Origin of the sequence: Aquibacillus rhizosphaerae (assembly GCF_030282825.1) — a bacterium.
Taxonomy (GTDB): domain Bacteria; phylum Bacillota; class Bacilli; order Bacillales; family Amphibacillaceae; genus Aquibacillus_C; species Aquibacillus_C rhizosphaerae.
Map to the genome: position 1 here is coordinate 11,708 of NZ_JASTZU010000038.1, position 20,089 is coordinate 31,796.

The window sequence follows — 20,089 nt, forward strand, 5'->3', positions numbered from 1 at the left end:
CCAGTAAAGCGAATAATCAACTTAGATTATATTGGGTAATTGCTTCAACAGCTTCCTGCCTATCATCGAACTTGCCTATTTCTGTACCAATAATTTGGTATGTTTCATGTCCTTTACCGGCTATTAAAACAATATCATTATCTTTAGCTAACTTTATACTATAAGTAATGGCATCCTTCCTATTCAAAATAACTTGATAATTATTCTGACTTATACCGTTAGTCATATCATCAATAATTTTTTCAGGATCTTCTGACCTAGGATTATCTGATGTAAAGATAGCAACATCAGCCAATTTTACCGCAATATTAGCCATAAGTGGACGCTTCGATTTATCTCTATCTCCCCCACAACCCACAACGGCATATACCTTACCTTTAGCAAACGATTGAATTGTAGTTAGTACATTCTCCAGGGAATCAGGGGTATGTGCATAATCTACAATCACACCATAAGACTGCCCCGCCATAACTGGTTCAAATCGTCCATTGACTCCATTTGTTTCTTCTAAAGCCTCTTTAATTGTAGTAAGTGATACGCCAGCACATATAGCTGTTGTAGCGGCAGCTAGCATATTATAGATACTGAATTTGCCCATTAATTTACTCTTAATTAATATGTCACCTTTGTGGGTATGCATACAAAACTGAGAACCATTAGCATCAAGTACGATATTAGAAGCAGTTACATCAGCTTCTGTCTCTATGCCGTACGTTACAATCGGTTGTGCAGTACTTCTACAAAAGAATTTGCTATTTTGGTCATCGTTATTGATTACAGCATACTTTGGTTTTGTGGCGTTATATACATTTCCTAGTTGTGAGAAAAGTAAGCTTTTCGCATGTATATAGTCTTCCATATTTGAATGATAATCTAAGTGATCTTGACTAAGATTTGTAAACACAGCAATATCAAAATCACAACCATGTACTCTTCCAATATCTAAGGCATGGGAAGACACTTCCATCATTACCGTATCTACTTTTTCTTGTACCATCAAATCAAAATTTCTCTGTAAAAATAATGACTCGGGAGTTGTATTCTTGACATCATACTTTTTATCTCCAATTTTCATTTGAATGGTACCAATCAATCCCGTTTTTATATCATGTTTTTTAAAAATATCTTCTAACAAGTAAGTAACGGAGGTTTTACCATTTGTTCCTGTAACTCCTATAAGGTTTAACTTTTTTGTAGGATAGTTATAAAAATGATTGGCAATGAGTGCTAATGCTCTAGTAGAATCATTGACAATGATAACAGGAACAGAAACGTTGACGTTTTTTTCAGCAATAATTGCCACTGCACCTTTGGCTACAGCCTGTTTTGCATATGCATGACCATCGACTGTAAAACCATTTAAACAGATAAACAAATTGCCTTCTTGTACTTCTCTTGAATCCATTGTTATACCGGTTACTTCAATATTCTCAATTGCTATAGTTGCTTTATACAAATGTAAAATCTCAGTGATTTCACTAAGTTTCATTACTACACATCCTTACGTCAATTCATGTTCATCGATCTATAAATAAAAATTTCCTATCATCTCTTTAGCAGATAAAATGCACAGGACGGGCATTACTTTTTAAAAATGCCACTTAACACGCATCATCTATTATAACAGAACTTATTTTTATCGGCACCGGATTTTAGTTTTCATCTTCATTTTTTTCAGCAAAATATATTCTAATTTGCTCTCCCTGTTCTACCTTCACGCCAGCTTTGGGTTCCTGATCAATAATATAATCGCCTTCACCACTTGCCTCAATTGATAAATTGACTAAATATTGCTGTATGTCTGACCGAGTTAGCCCAATTAAATCTGGAACTTCAACACGAGGTTGATCGGGCCAGTTATACTCCTTTTCTAGACCATCATCACTAAGCTCCACACCAAGCGCTCTTAAGCTATCACCAATTATATTACCAACAATTGGAGCAGCAACTACTCCCCCAAATTGAACCGTATCTTTGGGATTATCTATTGCCAAATAGACTACAACTTCAGGATCATTTGCAGGCGCGAAACCTATAAAGGACACAATGTGGTTGTTACTCATATATTTACCATCATCGCCAACTTTTTGTGCTGTACCTGTTTTGCCGCCAATACGGTACCCATCCACATATGCACTTCTACCAGTACCTTTTGCAACTACACTTTCCAGGGCTTCTCTAATTTCTGCTGAGGTTTCTTGAGAAATGACCGTATCTTTTAGTGTTGGATCTGTTTGTTCTATAACTTCCCCAGTTACAGGATCAACCCAAGAGTCTGCTATATAGGGCTCATATAAGTACCCACCATTAACTGCTGCTGACACCGCCATTACTTGTTGGATAGGCGTTACAGAAACCCCTTGTCCGAAAGCAGTCGTCGCCAACTCAACAGGTCCAATTTGTTCAGGTTTAAATAAGATTCCATTCTCTTCTCCCTGTAAATCTATTCCTGTTTTCTCACCAAAGCCAAACTTATTAATATAAGAAAATAATTTTTCTTTACCTAACTTCTGTCCCAACGTTACAAATCCCGGATTACAAGAGTTTTGAACGACTTCTAAAAATGTTTGATGACCATGACCGCCACTTTTCCAGCAATGTAATGTAGAACCATCTACCTTTATTGCACCATCATCAGTAAATTCGTCCTCATATAAATCAACTACTTCTTCTTCTAATGCAGCTGCCAACGTTATAATTTTGAAAGTGGAACCTGGTTCAAACGTACTCCAAATCGGTAAATTCCGATTATAAATATCTGCATCAACACTTTGATATTCCTCTGGATCAAAATTAGGCCTTGAGGACATAGCTAAAACGCCACCAGTATCAGGATCAACTGCAATAGCTAACGCTCCATCCGGATTATATTTTGATACAGCTAGATCCAATTCACGTTCTATGATTGTTTGCACTCTCGAGTCAATTGTGAGTTGTAAGTTATTACCATCTTCTGGGGCATCATAAACATCCGCCATATCAGGCATCCGTTGACCTTTCGCATCTGAGAAAAAAGATAAACTTCCGGCTTCACCTCTTAGCTTTTCGTCGTAATATAGTTCTAGACCCGTTAATCCCTGATTGTCTATTCCGCTAAAACCAAGCACATGTGACAAATACTCTCCATTTGGATAGTGACGTTTAGAATCTTCAGCGATATAGACACCATTCATACTTAATGTTTGGATTAAGTCCGCTTTTTCCTCGGATATTTTTCTACCCTCTGGGTGAAGTCGAACAATACTAGCGTTTTTGGTTATTTCTTTATATGCATCTTTTACAGGCATATCTAATATTTTCGCTAAACTCTCAGCAACCTTTTGCGGTTCCTTTATTTGTCTAGGTACTATCATAACCGTTGGCGCAGATACATTTTCAGCTAGTACCTCACCGTTCTTGTCCAAAATTTTCCCTCGCTCAGGTTCAAAGGTAATATCTCGACTCCACGATGCTTTTGCACGTTCCATCAACACATCGCCTATTACAAATTGCACATAACCTAAACGCACAGTAATAATTGCAAAAATAAAAATTGCAAAAATAAAAACAGTGACTAATCGCCTTCTCATTGTTACATTGGATACACGTTTCATAGGACATCTCCTCACTTACAGGTATGCTTGTATCCAATATATGTATGAAAGAAAACGAATAGAACACTGCAAATCTTTTAACTATTCACTCACTGATTGTTCTTGAGTTGACTCACTAGTCTCATCGTCTTGTTTAGGTGCTGAAAACTCAACCTTAACGGATTGTTCTTGACCAATTTCTTCTCCAACTGAGACACTCTGGTTTACAGCATAACCACTTCCAACTACTTCAACTTCCAGAGACAATAAGTCACTTAACCTAAGTACATCTCTTAGAGACCAACCACTAATATCAGGCATCGTAATAGAAGAATCCGTCAATAGTAATATTCGTTCATTCGATAAGACTTCATCACCTTCACTCACACTTGAATTAGTAACTGTTTTCCCCTTACCAATAATGGTTACCTTAGAACCTAAGCTTTCAAGATCCTGTTTTACCGTATCAACGGATTGACCAACAATTTCAGGGATAGAAATTGTTTCAATCTTTTCTTGTTGTTCCTCTTTATCTGGTTCAATATTTAAATAATGCAAACCATTCTCCATTACATTTTTAAATATAAATGAAACTGGCGCCGACCCCGATTCATAGTTTTCTAAATCGAGATTTGGTTGTTTAACAGACACATAGATTATTAATTCCGGATCATCTTTTGGAGCCATACCTAAGAAGGAAAAAATATAGTTCTCCTCTCCCGTTAAATAACCACCACTTTCTGGATCCGGTATTTGAGCTGTACCCGTTTTACCAGCAACAGAATAATCATTTAAATTATAAACATTATGACCTGTGCCTTCTTCTGAGGAAATTACTGTTTCTAATGTATCTAGTACTTGCTTTGACGTTTCAGCAGAAATCGGGTTACCGACCACTTCTGTTTTATGCTCTTCTAGGATATCTCCGGTTTCTGAATCAATCACTTTTGAAACAACATACGGTTTTACCATATTTCCATTATTAGCCACAGCAGATGCTGCTTTAACGAGCTGCATTGGTGTAGTAGTAGTACCTTGTCCATAGGATGCAGTGAGTTTTTCGATTGGCCAATTATATAAGATTTTTCCTGCTTGTTCACTAGGTAAATCTATTTCTGTTTTTTGATCAAAATCAAACGCATTTAAATATTCAAGGAAAGTGTCAGTTCCCATCTTCTCCCAGACTAACTTAGAAGCACCGACATTAGAAGAACGTTGAATCCCTTCTTCATAAGATATGTTCCCCCATGTTTTTTTCCAGTCCTTAATAGGCCTAGTGATTTCATCTATTTTATAAGTACCGGACTTAAACTGTTCATTCGGGTTATAGACTCCTTCTTCAATGGCAGCTGCAAGTGTAAAAATTTTCATCGTAGATCCAGGTTCAAAAGGAGTTGAGATTACATCGTTGTACCAATTCTCCACTTTACCAATATCGTTAGGATTATAGCTTGGACGATTACTCATCGCTAGCACTTCACCGGTTTTCGGGTCCATTACAACTGCAGTTATTCTCTCTGGATCATATTGCTCTACTACTTGGTTCATCGAATCTTCTAGTAGTGTTTGAATTTTTTGATCAATAGTTAAATAGATATCTTTTCCATTTTCGGCCTGTTGAACAATTTCATCAGAGTCTAATAGCTTAACATTAAATTTGTCACGCTTATATGAAATAGATCCATTTGTTCCAACTAACTTTTCGTCAAATTGCTGTTCTATCCCAGTTTTACCTTCTACAATGGTTTCTATTATTTCTCCATCATCATTGGTAATATCTTTATTTTGAGCAAAGCCAATAATATGAGATGCAAATACACCATTAGGATAGAATCTTATTGACTCTTTTACAAAGTTAATCCCCGGTAATTTTAAAGCTTCTATTTCTTCTTTTTGTTCTTGACTAAGCTCTTTTCCCTTAGATCCAAATTCTACTTGAAATCTATCATTTTCAATTCCATTCTCTATCGTTGATTGAAGTTCATTTCCATCCATATCTAGAAGTGGAGCCAATTTTTCAGCTGTATTTTGCGGATTATCTACATGCTTCGGGTTATCTGGGTCAGTAGAGAAGGAATCATCTACAATTGCATACACACGATAAACAGAGCGGTCTTGAGCCAACGGCATTTTATTGCGGTCATAAATGGTACCCCGCTCTGCTTTTATTTCATGCGTATTTGTTCGTCTACTGTCTGCCCACTCTTGTAAAGAAACACCTGCTACTTCTCCCGTTCCTTGTATGTATAGAAAGCGACCAGATACAGTTAAAAACATTACCACAAAAAGAAGCATAATCACGGCTGACATAACATGTGTAGTTTTGTTTTTTTTCATCTCGTATCCCCGCTTTCACTTAATTAGAAAATGAGCTTGCTTGTTTAACTTGCGTATTTTGAACATTTAACCCATTTTCTTTTGCTATCCTTAAAATCCGATCAGGATTACTGTATTCTTTAACTTTGTATTGTAGATTATCGTTAATTGATTGTTGCTGTTGAACTTCATTTTCTAATTGTTGCACTTCTCTATTTAAGCTATCCGTTGTGGAACTAAAAGAAACTGTGAACAACAAAGTAGTTATGGTTACTAAACTAAAAAGCGTATAAATGAATTTTTCACCAGGTGTAATCCATCGCTTACTAACCTTTATTTTAACTTGTGGTTTACTTTCCGTCTGTCTATTAGGAGTAATCTCCTCTTCCCACGATTGTTGCCAGCTTCTTGCTTCACTTGAATTCATGATTTATTCCACCCTTCTTGATATGAAAATTCCCCATCCCAAGGTTTTATTTTTTCTACGATTCGTAATTTTGCAGATCGAGATCTGCGATTCACTTCTAGTTCTTCTTCATTTGGTAAAATCGGTTTTCTGTTAACCACTTTAAATGGTGGTTTACTTTGTTCAGGAATAATCGGTATGTTTTTAGGCAACGGTGGAATCGTGCTCCACTTTTTAAATGCTTGCTTACATAACCTATCTTCTAACGAGTGAAACGTAATAATTGATATACGACCACCAATATCAACAACTTCTGCAGCTTGATGTAATACATCAAAAAAAGCATTTAACTCATCATTTACTGCGATTCGAATTGCCTGAAAAACACGTTTTCCAGGGTGACCACCTTTTCTACGAGCTGGGGCTGGAATAGCTTCTTTTATAATATCTACAAGTTCAAAGGTTGTACGTATTTCTTTTTCAGCTCTAGTTTGTTCGATTTTTCGTGCTATTTGTTTTGAGAATTTTTCTTCACCGTATTTGAAGAAAATACCAACTAACTTTTCGTAAGGCCAACGGTTAACCACATCGAATGCTGTTACTTCTTGAGTTTGATCCATTCGCATATCTAAAGGAGCGTCGTTTTGATAACTAAACCCTCGTTCTGCTTGATCCAATTGTGGTGAAGAAACCCCCAAATCAAATAAAATACCATTAATCTTATCAATATTATTCTCGTTTAACTTTTCTTTTAAGAGACGAAAGTTTGCATGAATATATATGATACGATCACTATATTCACGAAGTCTTTCTTGTGCAGATTTAATTGCATTCATGTCCTGATCAAAAGCAACGAGTAATCCATGTTCACTTAATTGTTTTACAATCATTTCTGAATGCCCCCCACCTCCGAGGGTACAATCAATATATGTACCGTTTGGGTCTATATTTAATCCATCAACCGCTTCTTGCTTTAACACACTAAAATGTTCAAACATATCATCATCACCTACTCTTGCTATTTAGTCATTGTTGCATGTCTTTATATGTAGTTTAAATATCAAAACCGAGCATGTTTTCAGCGATTTCAGCAAAAGATTCTTCAGACTCTTCAAAGTAAGTTTCCCATTCACTATTTGCCCAGAATTCAATTCGGTTAGAAACACCAATAACCACGCATTCTTTTTCTAAGACAGCATATTTACGAAGTGGGGCTGGAATATTTATTCTACCCTGTTTGTCCACTTCACATTCTACTGCTCCAGAAAAGAAGAAACGCGTAAATGCTCTTGCATCTTTTTTTGTAAGTGGTAGCTTTTTTAATTTTTCCTCAAGAAGGCGCCATTCATTCATGGGATACGCAAACAAACATTGATCTAAACCTCTAGTGAGGACAAACATGTCGCCAAGGCCCTCACGAAACTTAGCAGGGACAATAATACGTCCTTTTGTATCAATATTGTGTTGGAATTCACCCATAAACATATAGTCCGCCCCCACTTTCTTTTTTCATCTTACCACAATCCCCCACCTTTCACCACTCATTTTTGATTATTTTAAGTAAAGGTCGTTACTTCTTACTTTAAAGCTTCTTTTCATCTAAAAAATTAAAATTCCACACAAAAAAACGCCCTGCTGAATTGCTTCAGACAGAGCGTTTTAGTCTAGCATTAACCGTAATCTACTAAAAAAGTGGTGAAAGGTGGAGGAATAATTAAAAAGGATTACAAATAAATAATATAATGGTCACTTTTATATTGGTACTCTTGATTCACCAAGTCACCAATTAAATCTAGTCCATAATTATTAATAAATGGAATGATATTCCAACACCTTTCCTGTAATCCACCCTCTGGTTGTAAGTTTATTTGGATTGTATTAAAATCCTGTAACACTTTATGATTTTTATCCTTTAAGGATTTGACTACTGATTCTTGCAAGAATTCAACATGTTCTTGTATGTAGAAAAGATTTTTTTCAGCCAAACCATTTAAATCTGGACTTATTGATCCTGCTAAATCTCTTAAAGGCTTATGAGCAAGCTTTATCGCAGTTTGGACTTGTTCTGTTAACTCATCAATAGCTGGATATGTTTGCTTCAGTAACCAATTCCCTTTCTCTAGATTAACTCCACTATTTACCGCTTTTGTGGCGTTTAATGATAGAAGCCTTAATTTCTTTTCAACCTTGCGATCAACTAATGTAAAAGACAACCTGGGCAGTACAGGAGGCATTTTAATTTGCATCGCATGAAAGACGGGTTTTAATAATGACCAATACCCTACCTCACCATGTCCACCCAAGAAAGCTAAGCTAGGAAACAACAACTCTTGCATAGCGGGGCGTGTAACCACATTGTTACTTAGTAATTCAGGTGAACTTTCTGCTATCTGTAACAGTTCCTCTGTACTAAAACTACATTGGTTTTGTTTACCTATCCACTGACCATCCTCTGTTCTAACTAGCAATACACGTTCACCATTCATATGATAAAATAGATGAGCATCATTTTCATCGACATCTACAGATATAGAATATCCATCTTGTCTTAGTTCCTGTAAAACTCTATGTACTCCTTCACTTATTTCTAGCTGTTTTTTAATTAAACTGCAAAAAAACTCACTTTCTGCTTTTCTAACCAAGGAATTATCAGAATCAATTAAAACGATACCCTCGTCTTTGAAAAGTTTTAGTACAATCCTCGCAAAAAAATCAACATAACTATCAGCTCGATCTAATTCTTCTTCCACCAATTTGTAGATTGAATTCGTGTATTCTGTTTCATTCAATCCTCTAAAAACTGAATGCAACCATTCTGAAGTAATTTCCTTATCTAACTTGACGGATGATACCGGCTTTTTTTCATTGATACGATGGTTGATTTTAACTTTTTCCATATTCTGTCCATTTTGCATCATAATGTGATTTATTTCAGCAAAATCATGGTCTTCACCAGCAATCCAGAATACTGGTATAACAGGTATATTTAATTGTTTCTCTTTCTCTTTTGCAAAGTGAATAATAGAGATAATCTTATGAATTGTATATAAGGGGCCAGTTAATAAACCAGCTTGTTGACCACCAATTACAACGACACTTTTTTCATCTTTTAAACGTTCTATATTATGTAGTGTTGTTTCTTTGGCACCCCAGCCTTCATTTAAAACTTTTAATAAAGAAGCTAATTCATCTCGTTCAAATGACCTCTCAGATAAATCAACAACCCGTTGACGATAAGAATCAGAGTCATATGGTAGATAATCAAATTTATTCATGATATTTTCACTAGCTGCATTATAATCTTTCATTAATTTACTTTTATTATGTAATGTGATTGGGTCGATCCACATGGATTACCTTCTCCTTTTATCTAGGCACTATTTATTCCACATTAGCAGAATACTACTCTGGATGCTTAAAGTTGTCATGTTGACATGCACACACTTTCAGGCACTCGGAATATTCGCGTAGCCTCGTTTAATTTAGGTACTAGTCATATTTTACATAATTGTCAGATTAATTTCACATATTATGTTTATATACATCTTACTATTATTGCTAGTCTTCTTTATAAATAAGACAAATAAATTAGAAGAATAAGGCGTTTCAATAAAATAGTTACTTTTTTCTATGTTTCATTTGAAAAATCTAGTATAAATTTAATCCTTTGTTAGTGCAACAACAGTTTCATACACAAAGTTTAAATAAGGTAGATCAACACTAGCATGATTTATCAAATAACCCACTATACCTTCAATTTCTGTTATTCTTCCGTTTTGGATATCTATTTTCATCGATGAATCATTGTCTTTTGTTTTTTTAATAACTGCAAATACATTATCCCATTCTTTGACTGGATTTAATCCCAAAACACCTGATGCTTCATCACATATTTTTTTGGCTATTCGTTTAAAATTTGGATTGGATAACAGTTGACCATTTTTCACTTGAAGTATCCCTGTTAACGGATTAACCACTGCATTAATTATTAGTTTTTTTGCTAGAATCGGATGCCATTCTTTTTCAAACACAACAGGAAAGTTCTTACCATTTAACGTAGAGCATAATGCTTCAACGTTATCGTTGTACCCTTTTAACATTGCAAGATTCACTTTCCCCTTGCCTGTATGAAGGACAGTATAATTGTTTTTTCTAATTGCACCATGTTCACAAGTACCAACAATTATGTCTTGTTCTAATTTACATGCAGCAATCATATCAAGATGGCCCATACCATTCTGTAAAAATACAATAGGTGATCGAATTTTTTTTATTAATGGTAATAACTCGTTTAAATGATATTGTTTTACACATACGAAAAATATGTCCGATTTCTCCCACTCACCTATTAATAAGGACTTCACTGGAGCAGAAAAATTTTCGCCTTGCAAAATCACTCCATGTTTATGGATTTCTTGTTTTTGTAATTTGCGCCTAACATAAATAGTAGTATCATGGCCAAGCAATGATACATGCGCACCAACTAACATTCCAATTGCTCCCCCACCTATGACACCTATTTTCATTTGTACCACCTCAACTTGACTTGAACACACTATTAATACAAATAATAAAACACGAGTAAAATTACTGTTTCAACTATACAAATAGCAATCACATTTTAACTGACCTGACTTTTATAGAGTAGAACTAAATCCCTTAAAAATCAATAAAGTTAACTCACAAAAATCATGTGATAAAGTTTACTTCCTATCTACTACCATTATTCTCCTTCAAGACATCGGACTAATATTATTAATATCCAGGAATCATTTTTACACAATCACATTAGAAATATTAAAGATTGTCTGCATACTCATATAAAATCTTTAAAAGCTAAAAAACAACCCTTGCCGACTCTACAACGCAGTCATCAAGGGTTATCTTGCTCTTATCATATTATTCCATTAATGTTTTATTCTTATCATCGTTTTCCATCAAACGCCACAATTGCCCCATCTCTCGCCATGCATCCTCGTATCGCTTAATTTGATTCTTTAACTCACTAATTTCTTCTTTTAACATGAGTAATTGTTCATTATCAGAATTATCCTTTTGCTCACTTGCGTAAGTAACTTTCATTTGTTCTAATAAAGAAATTGCAGCGTCAAGCGCTCCCTCTTCATGTTTATCATCTATTGCAAGGAATTGATTTAATGATGAATCCACTTGTTGTTTTTTATCTTTCTTAGCCATGTTAATGGCCTTTTGGTACTGCTTTCGAATGGAAGCATTCCACCTAAATCCGCAAGCCGCAGGTGTTCTCGATAATCGTTTTCCAACCTCTCGAAATGCTTCTAGTTGAGTTTTTCCTTCTCGAATATATCGTAATACTGTTTCAGCAAGCAAGACGTCTTCATCTTGCCCCCATGCATCTTGTCTCGTATTATTCATTACACCCCTCCTCTATAAATCGTTTGCTATCAATGTATGCAAACGATAGGAGTGATAGAATAAATCTTTTCTATATTTTCAAATATTTTTCCTTATTAGCATGACTATTACCCATCAGTAATAGCTCGAATCAAATAGAATGGAACTAACTTCTATTAACAATGTCCCCACAGCATTGATAGGATATAGATTACTCTTAATCACCCTAGGGTAATTAAGTACATCTATCCGGGGCTGGTTACCACAAAGATGTACGTCTCAAGACCTCAGGTGGGGGAGGAACTGGAGCTGAACGTAGCACAAGATAATATTCACTTACCCAAAGGATAACAAATATATAATTTCCTAGAATATCAAAAAGGTGACTGAGTAAACAGTCACCTTTTTGATATTCGTATATGTCATTGAGTCTGTCTAATAATTAGAATGATACATTGTAATTATCAACAGGTCTATTTAGACTTATTGTTCAACCACTTGTTTACCATCGTATTGTCCACAAGATTTGCAAACATGGTGTGGCTTTGTATATTCACCACAATTTGAACATTCAATCATACCTGGCACGTGTAACTTTTTATGCGTACGACGTTGGTTTTTTACTTTTTTAGAAGTTTTTCTTTTTGGTACTGCCATGTCTTACACCTCCTTCACACATGAACCGAAAATCTTTCCTTATCCTAATCCTGCAGATCAGTTCGACATTGCCAAAATCCATCTATAAAATAACTTTTATAGTTTTGCACTAAGTAATCTCAGGATGCAAAGTAATAATAATGGGTTATATAATTTACACCCAGTAGGACGTGGCATTCTCAGTCGAATATCTTTAAAAATAAGGTAACCGTGCAGTGTCTTCTACCACTTAACGTTAACGATTTTCTTCTTCATCGTTATCTTCTAATAATGATTGCAATTTTTGTAGGCGTGGGTCAATTTTGTTATCTGTATTATTACCTGAAGTTAATTCCCAGCCTTCTCCCTCTGTTAATGCATTTTCTTGAACTTCCTTATCCTCAGAAAACACTCTAAAAGGCACTTCCAATAAAACATTTTCCTTTATATAAGGAGTTAAGTCAAGCATTTCTCCATCTACAGGATGAATTTCTGATTCATCTTCTTCCGTGTAGTGGGAAGATGTAGAGAAAATTTCCATTGCATCAACATGAAAAGAGTAATTCACATCTACAAGTGTTCTTGCGCAAGGCAAGATCATTGTACCTTCTATAGAGAAATTAAATGTGATTTGATTACCTTGCATTGTTGCAGAGCCTTTCACTAAAACGGGGTCAATTTTTCTAATGTCATTATTCATATCTACTAATTCAGAAACGTCAACATAATCTTCAAAATCTAATGGTTCTGAACCAGCGATTATTAATTTTTGTACAGAAAATTTCATTTTTACCACCTCAAGGCACAAAGGTTATTTTAAAAGGAATTTAACTATTTGTCAATATTTTTTCTTTACAGACAGATATTTATCCATATAAAATAAATTTTATTTTATTCAATATGAATCTTAGCCTAACATATATAGCTAACTCAATCAATAATACTTGCATAAGATAGACCACTCTTGTTTTTTAGAAAAATTCGGTAATTACATACTTACTACTACATCCAATAACTATTGAAGTCATAGTATATATGCTTAATTAATGAAGATAACTGTGTTAAACTAACAAAAATACTAATAAGGGGTTGTTAACCATGAAAGCCTGTGGATTAATCGTTGAATATAACCCATATCATAATGGACATCAATATCATTTAGAACAATCCAAACAAATTACCGCAGCAGATTGCACGATTGCTGTCATGAGTGGCAACTTCCTACAACGGGGTGAACCTGCTATCATTGACAAATTTAGCAGAGCTAAGATTGCTATTGAGCAAGGAGTCGATCTTGTTGTAGAATTGCCTTTTGTTTACGCTGTTCAAAATAGTGATTTATTTTCACGTGGAGCTGTACTGACACTAGGTGCACTGAATGCTTCAACACTTTGTTTTGGTAGCGAACATGGTGAAATTCATACGTTTATAGAAGCTTTCGACCTTTACCAAAATAATCAGGAAGAGTATACTCGTGTGTTAAAAGACAACCTGTCTACCGGGCTTTCTTTTCCCGAAGCCAGTAAATATGCTTATGCTTCAATTGGATTAACGACAGGAAACGTAGATTTATCTCAACCAAATAATATACTTGGATTTAGTTATGTTAAGAGCATTTTTAGCACCAATCAATCCATTAAACCAATAACAATTAAAAGGCATAAAAATAGTTTCCATCAACAGGACATTACACATCCTATTGCGAGTGCAACAAGTATTCGTAAAGAGTTGTTAGCTTCTGATCAAATAAGTAAGTTAGCTGAATCCACATTGCCTGAAACAACAAAAAAAGAATTAACAAATTATTATAAACATACTGGTATCTGGCATCATTGGGAGCAATATTTTTCTATATTACAATATCGGGTACTGACAATGACCGATAAAGAACTAGGAAACATTCACGGAGTCGAAGAAGGGCTAGAAAATCGTTTAAAACGTACCGCTTCAAAAGTAACTAGTTTCGTATCATGGATGGAACAATTAAAAACAAAACGATACACATGGACAAGATTACAACGTGTATTTGTTCATATCTTAACCAACACTACTAAAGAAACTATTAAACATCTTTCCCAAAACACCCACCTCCCATATATTAGGTTGCTAGGAATGTCAGAACAAGGTCAAGCATACTTAAAAGAAATTAAAAGTAAAAGAGAAACCCCTATTATTACAGGATTCAAGAAAAACTTTCACCCCATGTTAGATGCCGATGAACGGGCTACAGATGCTTTCTATAGTGTACTCGAACCGGGACAAAGAATACGTTTAAGAAAACAAGAATTTGAACCACCAATCATCCATTTTTAACTAAGCATGGACATTTCCCGAAGCAAAGACTAATGACCTTTTCTAGTTTTCATCTACATCAATAGTATTTTAACCAAACAACTAAAAAGAGAACTCACCTGGACTCATGAGTTCTCTTTTTCTTTATCTTTGTTCTAAATTTTGTAGATAAGTTAATGCATCTTTAAATGTATTTACAGGTACTATTTTCATATCTGTACCGATTTCTTCTGCTGTATCTTTAGCTACTTGATAATTCGAGTTTTCTGCGCCATTTTCATTTGGGGCAAAGAAAATATCACAGCCCTCACTATCAGCAGCGATAACTTTTTTATCTATTCCTCCTATCCTACCAACTTGACCTTGATAGTTCAATTCACCAGTACCAGCTATTTGATAACCTCTTGTAATATCTTCTTCCGTTAATTGATCATATATCTCTAAGGAAAACATTAACCCAGCACTAGGCCCTCCGATATTCCCACTCGCAAATTCAACTTCTGGATCAACAGTTACATTACGATTTGTAACTATTTGAATTCCTACACCTACTTTTTCATCTCCAGGAAATGCTTCTAAAGCAATTTCTTCTGTTAACTCTTCTTCTTCTCTCTCAACTGTAACAGATATGGTTGTCCCTGGTTGTTTGGAAGAGACATAGTTGATAAGTTCGTCTGTTTGAATGATAGGCAAATCATCTATGGATAGAATCTTGTCTCCTGTTTCAAGGATGCCATATGCAGGCATGTTTTCTATTACAGAAACTACATATACTCCTTCATACTCTATATCTATATCTTTGTTAGCATTCTCATATGCTACTACTGTAGAAGCCTCTTGTGAGCTTTCCATCATTTGTAACTGTGCTTGGAAATATTCGTCCTGGCTAATACCCTCTGGAAAAACTTCATCCAATGGGAGAATTTCCTGATGTGGCATAATCGACGCTAAGACATATTGAAATGGAGTTGCCTGGCCACCCCTAACAGTCACTAGATGCATATCCCCTTCACTTTCAAACCCTCCGTTTACTTGTACAACGGGGTTAAGTGCATCTGCCCCTCCCGGTTTATATATATAATAAGGAAGCCGGTAACCTACAAAAAATGTAGTTAATACAATAATAATTAAAGTAATAATAAAGCCGCGACGATTAAACCTCATTTACTTTCTCCTTTCATTCTTGGTGCTATAAATTCTTTTGTAGTTACATCAATTTACCACACAACTACATTTATTTACACTTGAAAATCAACTTAAAACAGAATCAATGCTACTTCTGTTTCATCATACTCTGATTGCCTTTTTTATATAAGCAACCTATTTTTATCATATTATGGCATAAACAAACCATCTATAAGCGTATATTGATATAGGATCGCTTGTACAAAACGCAACTATCCACATTCTACTATTATCAAAATAATAAGTACAGAATTTAACAGTTATCACGGTGTAACCATCCATCCGTATTTATTTACGATATATCATACCGATTACACCAACGAAACATCAGTACGAGCAAATTGCTCTCTGATTTATGTTTTATTCTATGTTCTAGGGAGGCTCGCAAAATTGAAAGCAAAGTTTAAATCACTCAGTTTAGCAGGCATTGCGATTTTCATTGCTGTTGCACTTATAAATTTTCCAGGGGAAGTGCTTAAAGCTAGTGAACGGGGATTAGATATGTGGTGGGGAACGGTTTTTCCTTCATTACTCCCATTCTTTATAACTGCTGAATTGCTTATAGGTTTTGGAGTCGTTCGATTCATTGGTGTTCTTTTTGAACCGATCATGAAACCGCTTTTCAATGTACCAGGAGTTGGTGGATTTGTTTGGGCGATGGGAATGGCTAGTGGTTATCCATCAGGAGCAAAATTAACTACTCGATTAAGACAAGAAAAACAACTTACAAAAATAGAGGCTGAGAGGCTTGTTTCCTTTACCAATGCTTCAAACCCTCTATTTATCATAGGGGCTATTTCAGTGGGGTTTTTTCACGATGAAAGGTTAGGTATTCTACTTGCTGTATGTCACTATCTTGGGAATGCTTTAGTTGGAATCTGTATGAGGTTTTACGGAATGAATGTACGTGAAGTGCCGGAACGAAAAAGTAGCAGAATGTCTTTTTACAAAGCATTACAGGAACTTCATAGAACTCGACTAAAAGACAAACGTCCATTTGGAAAGATATTAGGGGATGCGGTTATAAACTCTGTTCAAACTTTACTTATGATTGGCGGATTCATCATTATGTTCTCCGTGTTCACCAAACTAATATACTTAATTGGTATTGCAAGTATTTTTGCAAGTGTGTTAGGAATAGGACTCCAATTCCTAGGTATTCCTACTGAGCTAGCTCTTCCAATGTTTTCTGGGTTATTTGAAATAACTCTAGGATCAAGCCTGATATCACAAGCGGGGATTACAAGCATGTTACCGCAAGCAGTTGTGATTAGTTTTATCCTTGCTTTTAATGGTTTTTCCGTACAAGCACAAGTTGCTAGTATCATTGCAGAAACAGATATTAGATTTGCTCCCTACTTCTTCGCAAGAATATTACATGGAATATTTGCAAGTATATTGACAATCATTTTCTTCAAGCCTTTATATCTCGATCACCAAGTAATTAATTTAAACTATGCACCTGTTTTCTCACGAGGGGAAAGCGGATTTTGGACCAATATTAGTCAAGGATTACATCTAGTTGGTCCAGTCATTACGTTATTCACATTAGCATTAGCTGCATTCATTTTAACGATTAGAATCACAAATAAAAAAAACTACTTATGAACATGATGTAACAAACACGATTCATGATTCATCAGTTTGCTTAAGGTAAAGTAAGACTTGCATAAATCAAAAAGTACAATGAACAGCTGAATATAATATTATTCAGCTGTTTTATTACTGAACTTTTTATTTAGTGCCTGCTCCACGACAGATGGAACTAGATCAGATACATTTGCTTGATACTTTGCAACTTCTTTTACCATACTAGAGCTTAAAAATGAATATTGATTATTTGTCATCATAAAAAATGTCTCTACCTCTTCATTTAATTTTCGATTCATGGAGGTGATTTGCATTTCATATTCAAAATCACTTACTGCTCGTAGCCCTCTTAATATAGTTTGGGCATTTCTTTGCTTTGCATAATCTACTAACAAACCACTACAAGCGTCGACAGTTACGTTGCCTAAATGTTTAGTAACCGCTTCCAGCATGGACACTCTTTCCTCCACGGAAAAAAGCGGAGATTTCGATTGATTATTAAAAACAGCAACAATAACTTCATCAAACACCTTAGCTCCTCGTTGGATTATATCCAAATGACCAAATGTTACTGGATCAAAACTACCTGGACAAATTGCAAGCCTTGTCATATTAGTCTTCCTCCATTTCATATAGCGTTATTGCTGTTGTACTGCCATAAATTTCTGAGCGAACTTTTTTTAGTTTGTTGAAAGAAGGAGGTAATACTTTCTTTGCATCATGTTCACAAACAATAACACCATCTTTATGTAATAAATTATTTGCAATAATCGCCTCTATTAAATCTTCATACGACACTTTTAAATAAGGGGGATCCAGGAAAATGATTGTAAACGTCAATTCTCTTTTGGCAGCCGCCTTTATCGAACGAAAAGCATCTGTTCGAAAAACTTCAGTCTGTTCTTCTAACTTCAATATCTTAAGATTAGTATGAATTGTTTGGATTGCCTTAGGCTGTATATCTACAAATATAGCCCTATCCATACCTCTACTTAGTGCTTCAATGCCTAGACCTCCACTGCCTGCAAATAAATCAAAGCAGTTCCCTCCCTCAAAAAATGGGCCTATCATCTGAAATAATGCTTCTTTTACTTTATCAGTAGTTGGCCTTGTTAATCGATTGGGTACAGGTTTAAGCGGATGGCCTTTAAATTTACCTGAAATCACTCTCATAAAACTACACCTCTTATCATTTGTTCGACATTAATCCTACCATAAATTTTCTGAATCTGGAAATTGAAACAAAAAAATAATCTATGTATATAATTAATCCCATTCGTCCATAATAGTTTATGAAGTAGCTAACAATCCTATTAGTTACTTCACGAACACGGAGAAGGCTTACGTTTCCCCATAAGTTCTTCCTCCGGTTTCTCCTCTCCCTTTGCCTTTTTGTTTTCTAATAGAAGACAAAAAGGGCCTGCAGATTATATAATCTGCAGGCTTTTTTTATCATTTTAAAAAAGATAACAATTTTAAATTAATCATTTTGCAAAAAAATTTGATTCAAGTATCTATTTGTAAGCTATAGTTACAAAATCCCCTGAAATTAATAAATCATTTGTCTTCTGTACTTTTTTTCAATCACTAAATCTCGGATTTCTATTTCTTTTTCTAAGATCTTTATAAAGGATTGGTCCAATTGTAAATCAATCGCCTTTTTATAAGATTCTATTAGCAAGTCGTTTGATAGGTCAGAAAACCTCATGTGCTCACCCCTAATATTAATTAGAATTGCATTAACTCGTAGATTCATTAACAACTTGGGTCATTAGAACTAAAATTAACACCCTAAAGTTGTTGATAATATAAAATTCGACAAATAAAACAATATTCCTTCTACTAATTTTTTAAAAAATAGATCTTTTGAATTAACTAAAATTAAGGACATTTGAACTCATTATTATAGTATTGCTAGTTATTTATATTAAATTTTAGTACATTGGATAGGAGAGAGGTGTAATTTATTATGGTTCAACGGTTTATTGAATTGGGTGAAGGATATTCTGATTTATATGAATTAATAGAATTGGCAAAGTCTATGCCGGAAAGAGTGGAGAATTTTATAATAATAAAGACGGCTAAAAGAGATGAAACACTTGCATCATTAGCTCTTGTTATGAAACCAACAGAAGAAGGTAACTTCCAGCAAATCTATATATGTCTTGAAGGCATTCCATTGGAAGATAGTAAACAAAGCAAAAGGTATCAATTGTTCGAACAACTTGCATTAAGCTTTAACAAAGAAGTAAAGTCTATTACGGTAAAACCATCAAGCTTTTTTCATGAAAAAACTTTATACTACCAGTATTTACTAGGTATCTTTCAAATGAACCGCTTGATAAGATCTAATTTTTAGAACCTAAGCTTGTGAGAAATAAATGCACAAAAAATCCTCTATCCATATGGAAATCGATAGAGGATTTTTCTATATACCCATTTTATAATCATACTCTTTTGCTTTATCCACCTTAGAATTTTCATAATCTGTTCTTATAAATGGTTTGTAGGATAAGTCTACTTTAGACACATAAGGCAGTTTGTTTAATTTATTTTGTTTATCCTCTATCTCATCTTGATGTACATAAAGCACAGCATACCGCAATTCTTTAGAAACATAAATTAAATGCCCGTATCTTTTAATTTGCTTTATATTTTTCATGTGTTGAAACCAGACAATTATTCCTTGACGTTTAGTTAGCATAATAAGTTCCTCACT

General features: G+C 34.8%; 18 protein-coding genes and 1 pseudogene. 3 read left to right on the forward strand and 16 right to left on the reverse strand.

The window, feature by feature from the left end:
* Positions 1–16: 16 nt before the first annotated feature.
* The 11 genes from QQS35_RS12525 to QQS35_RS12575 form a co-directional block, all read right to left on the reverse strand.
* Positions 17–1,489 carry a UDP-N-acetylmuramoyl-L-alanyl-D-glutamate--2,6-diaminopimelate ligase gene (locus tag QQS35_RS12525; RefSeq protein WP_285932492.1) on the reverse strand — a complete coding sequence of 491 codons (1,473 nt, stop codon included), beginning with the start codon at positions 1,487–1,489 and terminating at the stop codon, positions 17–19.
* 163 nt (positions 1,490–1,652) lie between these two features.
* Entirely contained in the window at positions 1,653–3,593 is a 1,941-nt protein-coding gene (locus tag QQS35_RS12530) for a stage V sporulation protein D (protein ID WP_285932494.1), read from the reverse strand.
* An 81-nt stretch (positions 3,594–3,674) separates the two neighbouring features.
* Positions 3,675–5,909, reverse strand: a complete 2,235-nt coding sequence (locus tag QQS35_RS12535; protein WP_285932495.1) for a penicillin-binding protein — start codon at positions 5,907–5,909, stop codon at positions 3,675–3,677.
* A gap of 19 nt (positions 5,910–5,928) precedes the next feature.
* A complete protein-coding gene (ftsL, locus tag QQS35_RS12540; RefSeq protein ID WP_285932496.1) occupies positions 5,929–6,315 on the reverse strand; it encodes a cell division protein FtsL in 387 nt (128 codons plus the stop codon).
* Positions 6,312–7,292, reverse strand: coding sequence for a 16S rRNA (cytosine(1402)-N(4))-methyltransferase RsmH (rsmH, locus tag QQS35_RS12545; protein WP_285932497.1), 981 nt, complete (start codon positions 7,290–7,292; stop codon positions 6,312–6,314). The genes ftsL and rsmH overlap by 4 nt, the downstream gene beginning before the upstream one ends.
* A gap of 55 nt (positions 7,293–7,347) precedes the next feature.
* The gene (mraZ, locus tag QQS35_RS12550; protein WP_285932498.1) at positions 7,348–7,779 is read right to left on the reverse strand and encodes a division/cell wall cluster transcriptional repressor MraZ; all 432 of its coding nucleotides are present in this window, start codon (positions 7,777–7,779) and stop codon (positions 7,348–7,350) included.
* A gap of 239 nt (positions 7,780–8,018) precedes the next feature.
* Positions 8,019–9,644 (reverse strand): bacillithiol biosynthesis cysteine-adding enzyme BshC, encoded by a 1,626-nt coding sequence (gene bshC, locus QQS35_RS12555; protein WP_285932499.1) that lies wholly within the window; start codon positions 9,642–9,644, stop codon positions 8,019–8,021.
* Positions 9,645–9,953: 309 nt separating this feature from the next.
* Positions 9,954–10,820, reverse strand: coding sequence for a ketopantoate reductase family protein (locus QQS35_RS12560; protein WP_285932500.1), 867 nt, complete (start codon positions 10,818–10,820; stop codon positions 9,954–9,956).
* 373 nt (positions 10,821–11,193) lie between these two features.
* Positions 11,194–11,688 carry an RsfA family transcriptional regulator gene (locus QQS35_RS12565; protein ID WP_285932501.1) on the reverse strand — a complete coding sequence of 165 codons (495 nt, stop codon included), beginning with the start codon at positions 11,686–11,688 and terminating at the stop codon, positions 11,194–11,196.
* Positions 11,689–12,150: 462 nt separating this feature from the next.
* The gene (gene rpmF, locus QQS35_RS12570; RefSeq protein WP_285932502.1) at positions 12,151–12,324 is read right to left on the reverse strand and encodes a 50S ribosomal protein L32; all 174 of its coding nucleotides are present in this window, start codon (positions 12,322–12,324) and stop codon (positions 12,151–12,153) included.
* Positions 12,325–12,559: 235 nt separating this feature from the next.
* On the reverse strand, positions 12,560–13,090 hold the full coding sequence (locus QQS35_RS12575) for a YceD family protein (RefSeq protein WP_285932503.1): 531 nt from the start codon (positions 13,088–13,090) through the stop codon (positions 12,560–12,562).
* 311 nt (positions 13,091–13,401) lie between these two features.
* Between QQS35_RS12575 and QQS35_RS12580 the strand changes: the two genes are divergently transcribed.
* Entirely contained in the window at positions 13,402–14,616 is a 1,215-nt protein-coding gene (locus QQS35_RS12580; RefSeq protein WP_285932504.1) for a nucleotidyltransferase, read from the forward strand.
* A gap of 123 nt (positions 14,617–14,739) precedes the next feature.
* Here QQS35_RS12580 and QQS35_RS12585 read toward each other — a convergent pair whose 3' ends face one another.
* Positions 14,740–15,759, reverse strand: a complete 1,020-nt coding sequence (locus tag QQS35_RS12585; RefSeq protein ID WP_285932505.1) for a SepM family pheromone-processing serine protease — start codon at positions 15,757–15,759, stop codon at positions 14,740–14,742.
* A gap of 411 nt (positions 15,760–16,170) precedes the next feature.
* On the opposite strand from QQS35_RS12585, the gene ylbJ reads away from it, so the two are divergent.
* A complete protein-coding gene (ylbJ, locus tag QQS35_RS12590; protein WP_285932506.1) occupies positions 16,171–17,388 on the forward strand; it encodes a sporulation integral membrane protein YlbJ in 1,218 nt (405 codons plus the stop codon).
* A gap of 98 nt (positions 17,389–17,486) precedes the next feature.
* Here ylbJ and coaD read toward each other — a convergent pair whose 3' ends face one another.
* From coaD to sda, 3 genes and pseudogenes are all read right to left on the reverse strand, one after another.
* The gene (coaD, locus tag QQS35_RS12595; RefSeq protein ID WP_285932507.1) at positions 17,487–17,981 is read right to left on the reverse strand and encodes a pantetheine-phosphate adenylyltransferase; all 495 of its coding nucleotides are present in this window, start codon (positions 17,979–17,981) and stop codon (positions 17,487–17,489) included.
* Between the two features lies 1 nt (position 17,982).
* Positions 17,983–18,552 (reverse strand): annotated as a pseudogene (rsmD, locus tag QQS35_RS12600) (16S rRNA (guanine(966)-N(2))-methyltransferase RsmD); the annotation flags it as partial.
* A gap of 367 nt (positions 18,553–18,919) precedes the next feature.
* Positions 18,920–19,078, reverse strand: a complete 159-nt coding sequence (sda, locus tag QQS35_RS12605; protein ID WP_285932508.1) for a sporulation histidine kinase inhibitor Sda — start codon at positions 19,076–19,078, stop codon at positions 18,920–18,922.
* Positions 19,079–19,339: 261 nt separating this feature from the next.
* Here sda and QQS35_RS12610 point away from each other — a divergent pair, with 261 nt between their 5' ends.
* Positions 19,340–19,729, forward strand: a complete 390-nt coding sequence (locus QQS35_RS12610) for a DUF7147 family protein (RefSeq protein WP_285932509.1) — start codon at positions 19,340–19,342, stop codon at positions 19,727–19,729.
* Positions 19,730–19,798: 69 nt separating this feature from the next.
* On the opposite strand, the gene QQS35_RS12615 is transcribed toward QQS35_RS12610, so the two are convergent.
* A complete protein-coding gene (locus QQS35_RS12615; protein WP_285932510.1) occupies positions 19,799–20,074 on the reverse strand; it encodes a YlbG family protein in 276 nt (91 codons plus the stop codon).
* Positions 20,075–20,089: the final 15 nt, after the last annotated feature.

Coding starts and splice junctions, on each gene's coding strand:
- QQS35_RS12535 (WP_285932495.1), bottom strand. CDS start 5,909: ATGAAAAAAAACAAAACTACACATGTTATGTCAGCCGTGATTATGCTT.
- QQS35_RS12575 (WP_285932503.1), bottom strand. CDS start 13,090: ATGAAATTTTCTGTACAAAAATTAATAATCGCTGGTTCAGAACCATTA.
- coaD (WP_285932507.1), bottom strand. CDS start 17,981: ATGACAAGGCTTGCAATTTGTCCAGGTAGTTTTGATCCAGTAACATTT.
- QQS35_RS12530 (WP_285932494.1), bottom strand. CDS start 3,593: ATGAAACGTGTATCCAATGTAACAATGAGAAGGCGATTAGTCACTGTT.
- QQS35_RS12565 (WP_285932501.1), bottom strand. CDS start 11,688: ATGAATAATACGAGACAAGATGCATGGGGGCAAGATGAAGACGTCTTG.
- rsmH (WP_285932497.1), bottom strand. CDS start 7,292: ATGTTTGAACATTTTAGTGTGTTAAAGCAAGAAGCGGTTGATGGATTA.
- QQS35_RS12560 (WP_285932500.1), bottom strand. CDS start 10,820: ATGAAAATAGGTGTCATAGGTGGGGGAGCAATTGGAATGTTAGTTGGT.
- QQS35_RS12615 (WP_285932510.1), bottom strand. CDS start 20,074: ATGCTAACTAAACGTCAAGGAATAATTGTCTGGTTTCAACACATGAAA.
- rpmF (WP_285932502.1), bottom strand. CDS start 12,324: ATGGCAGTACCAAAAAGAAAAACTTCTAAAAAAGTAAAAAACCAACGT.
- mraZ (WP_285932498.1), bottom strand. CDS start 7,779: ATGTTTATGGGTGAATTCCAACACAATATTGATACAAAAGGACGTATT.
- ftsL (WP_285932496.1), bottom strand. CDS start 6,315: ATGAATTCAAGTGAAGCAAGAAGCTGGCAACAATCGTGGGAAGAGGAG.
- sda (WP_285932508.1), bottom strand. CDS start 19,078: ATGAGGTTTTCTGACCTATCAAACGACTTGCTAATAGAATCTTATAAA.
- QQS35_RS12580 (WP_285932504.1), top strand. CDS start 13,402: ATGAAAGCCTGTGGATTAATCGTTGAATATAACCCATATCATAATGGA.
- QQS35_RS12610 (WP_285932509.1), top strand. CDS start 19,340: ATGGTTCAACGGTTTATTGAATTGGGTGAAGGATATTCTGATTTATAT.
- QQS35_RS12525 (WP_285932492.1), bottom strand. CDS start 1,489: ATGAAACTTAGTGAAATCACTGAGATTTTACATTTGTATAAAGCAACT.
- bshC (WP_285932499.1), bottom strand. CDS start 9,644: ATGTGGATCGACCCAATCACATTACATAATAAAAGTAAATTAATGAAA.
- QQS35_RS12585 (WP_285932505.1), bottom strand. CDS start 15,759: ATGAGGTTTAATCGTCGCGGCTTTATTATTACTTTAATTATTATTGTA.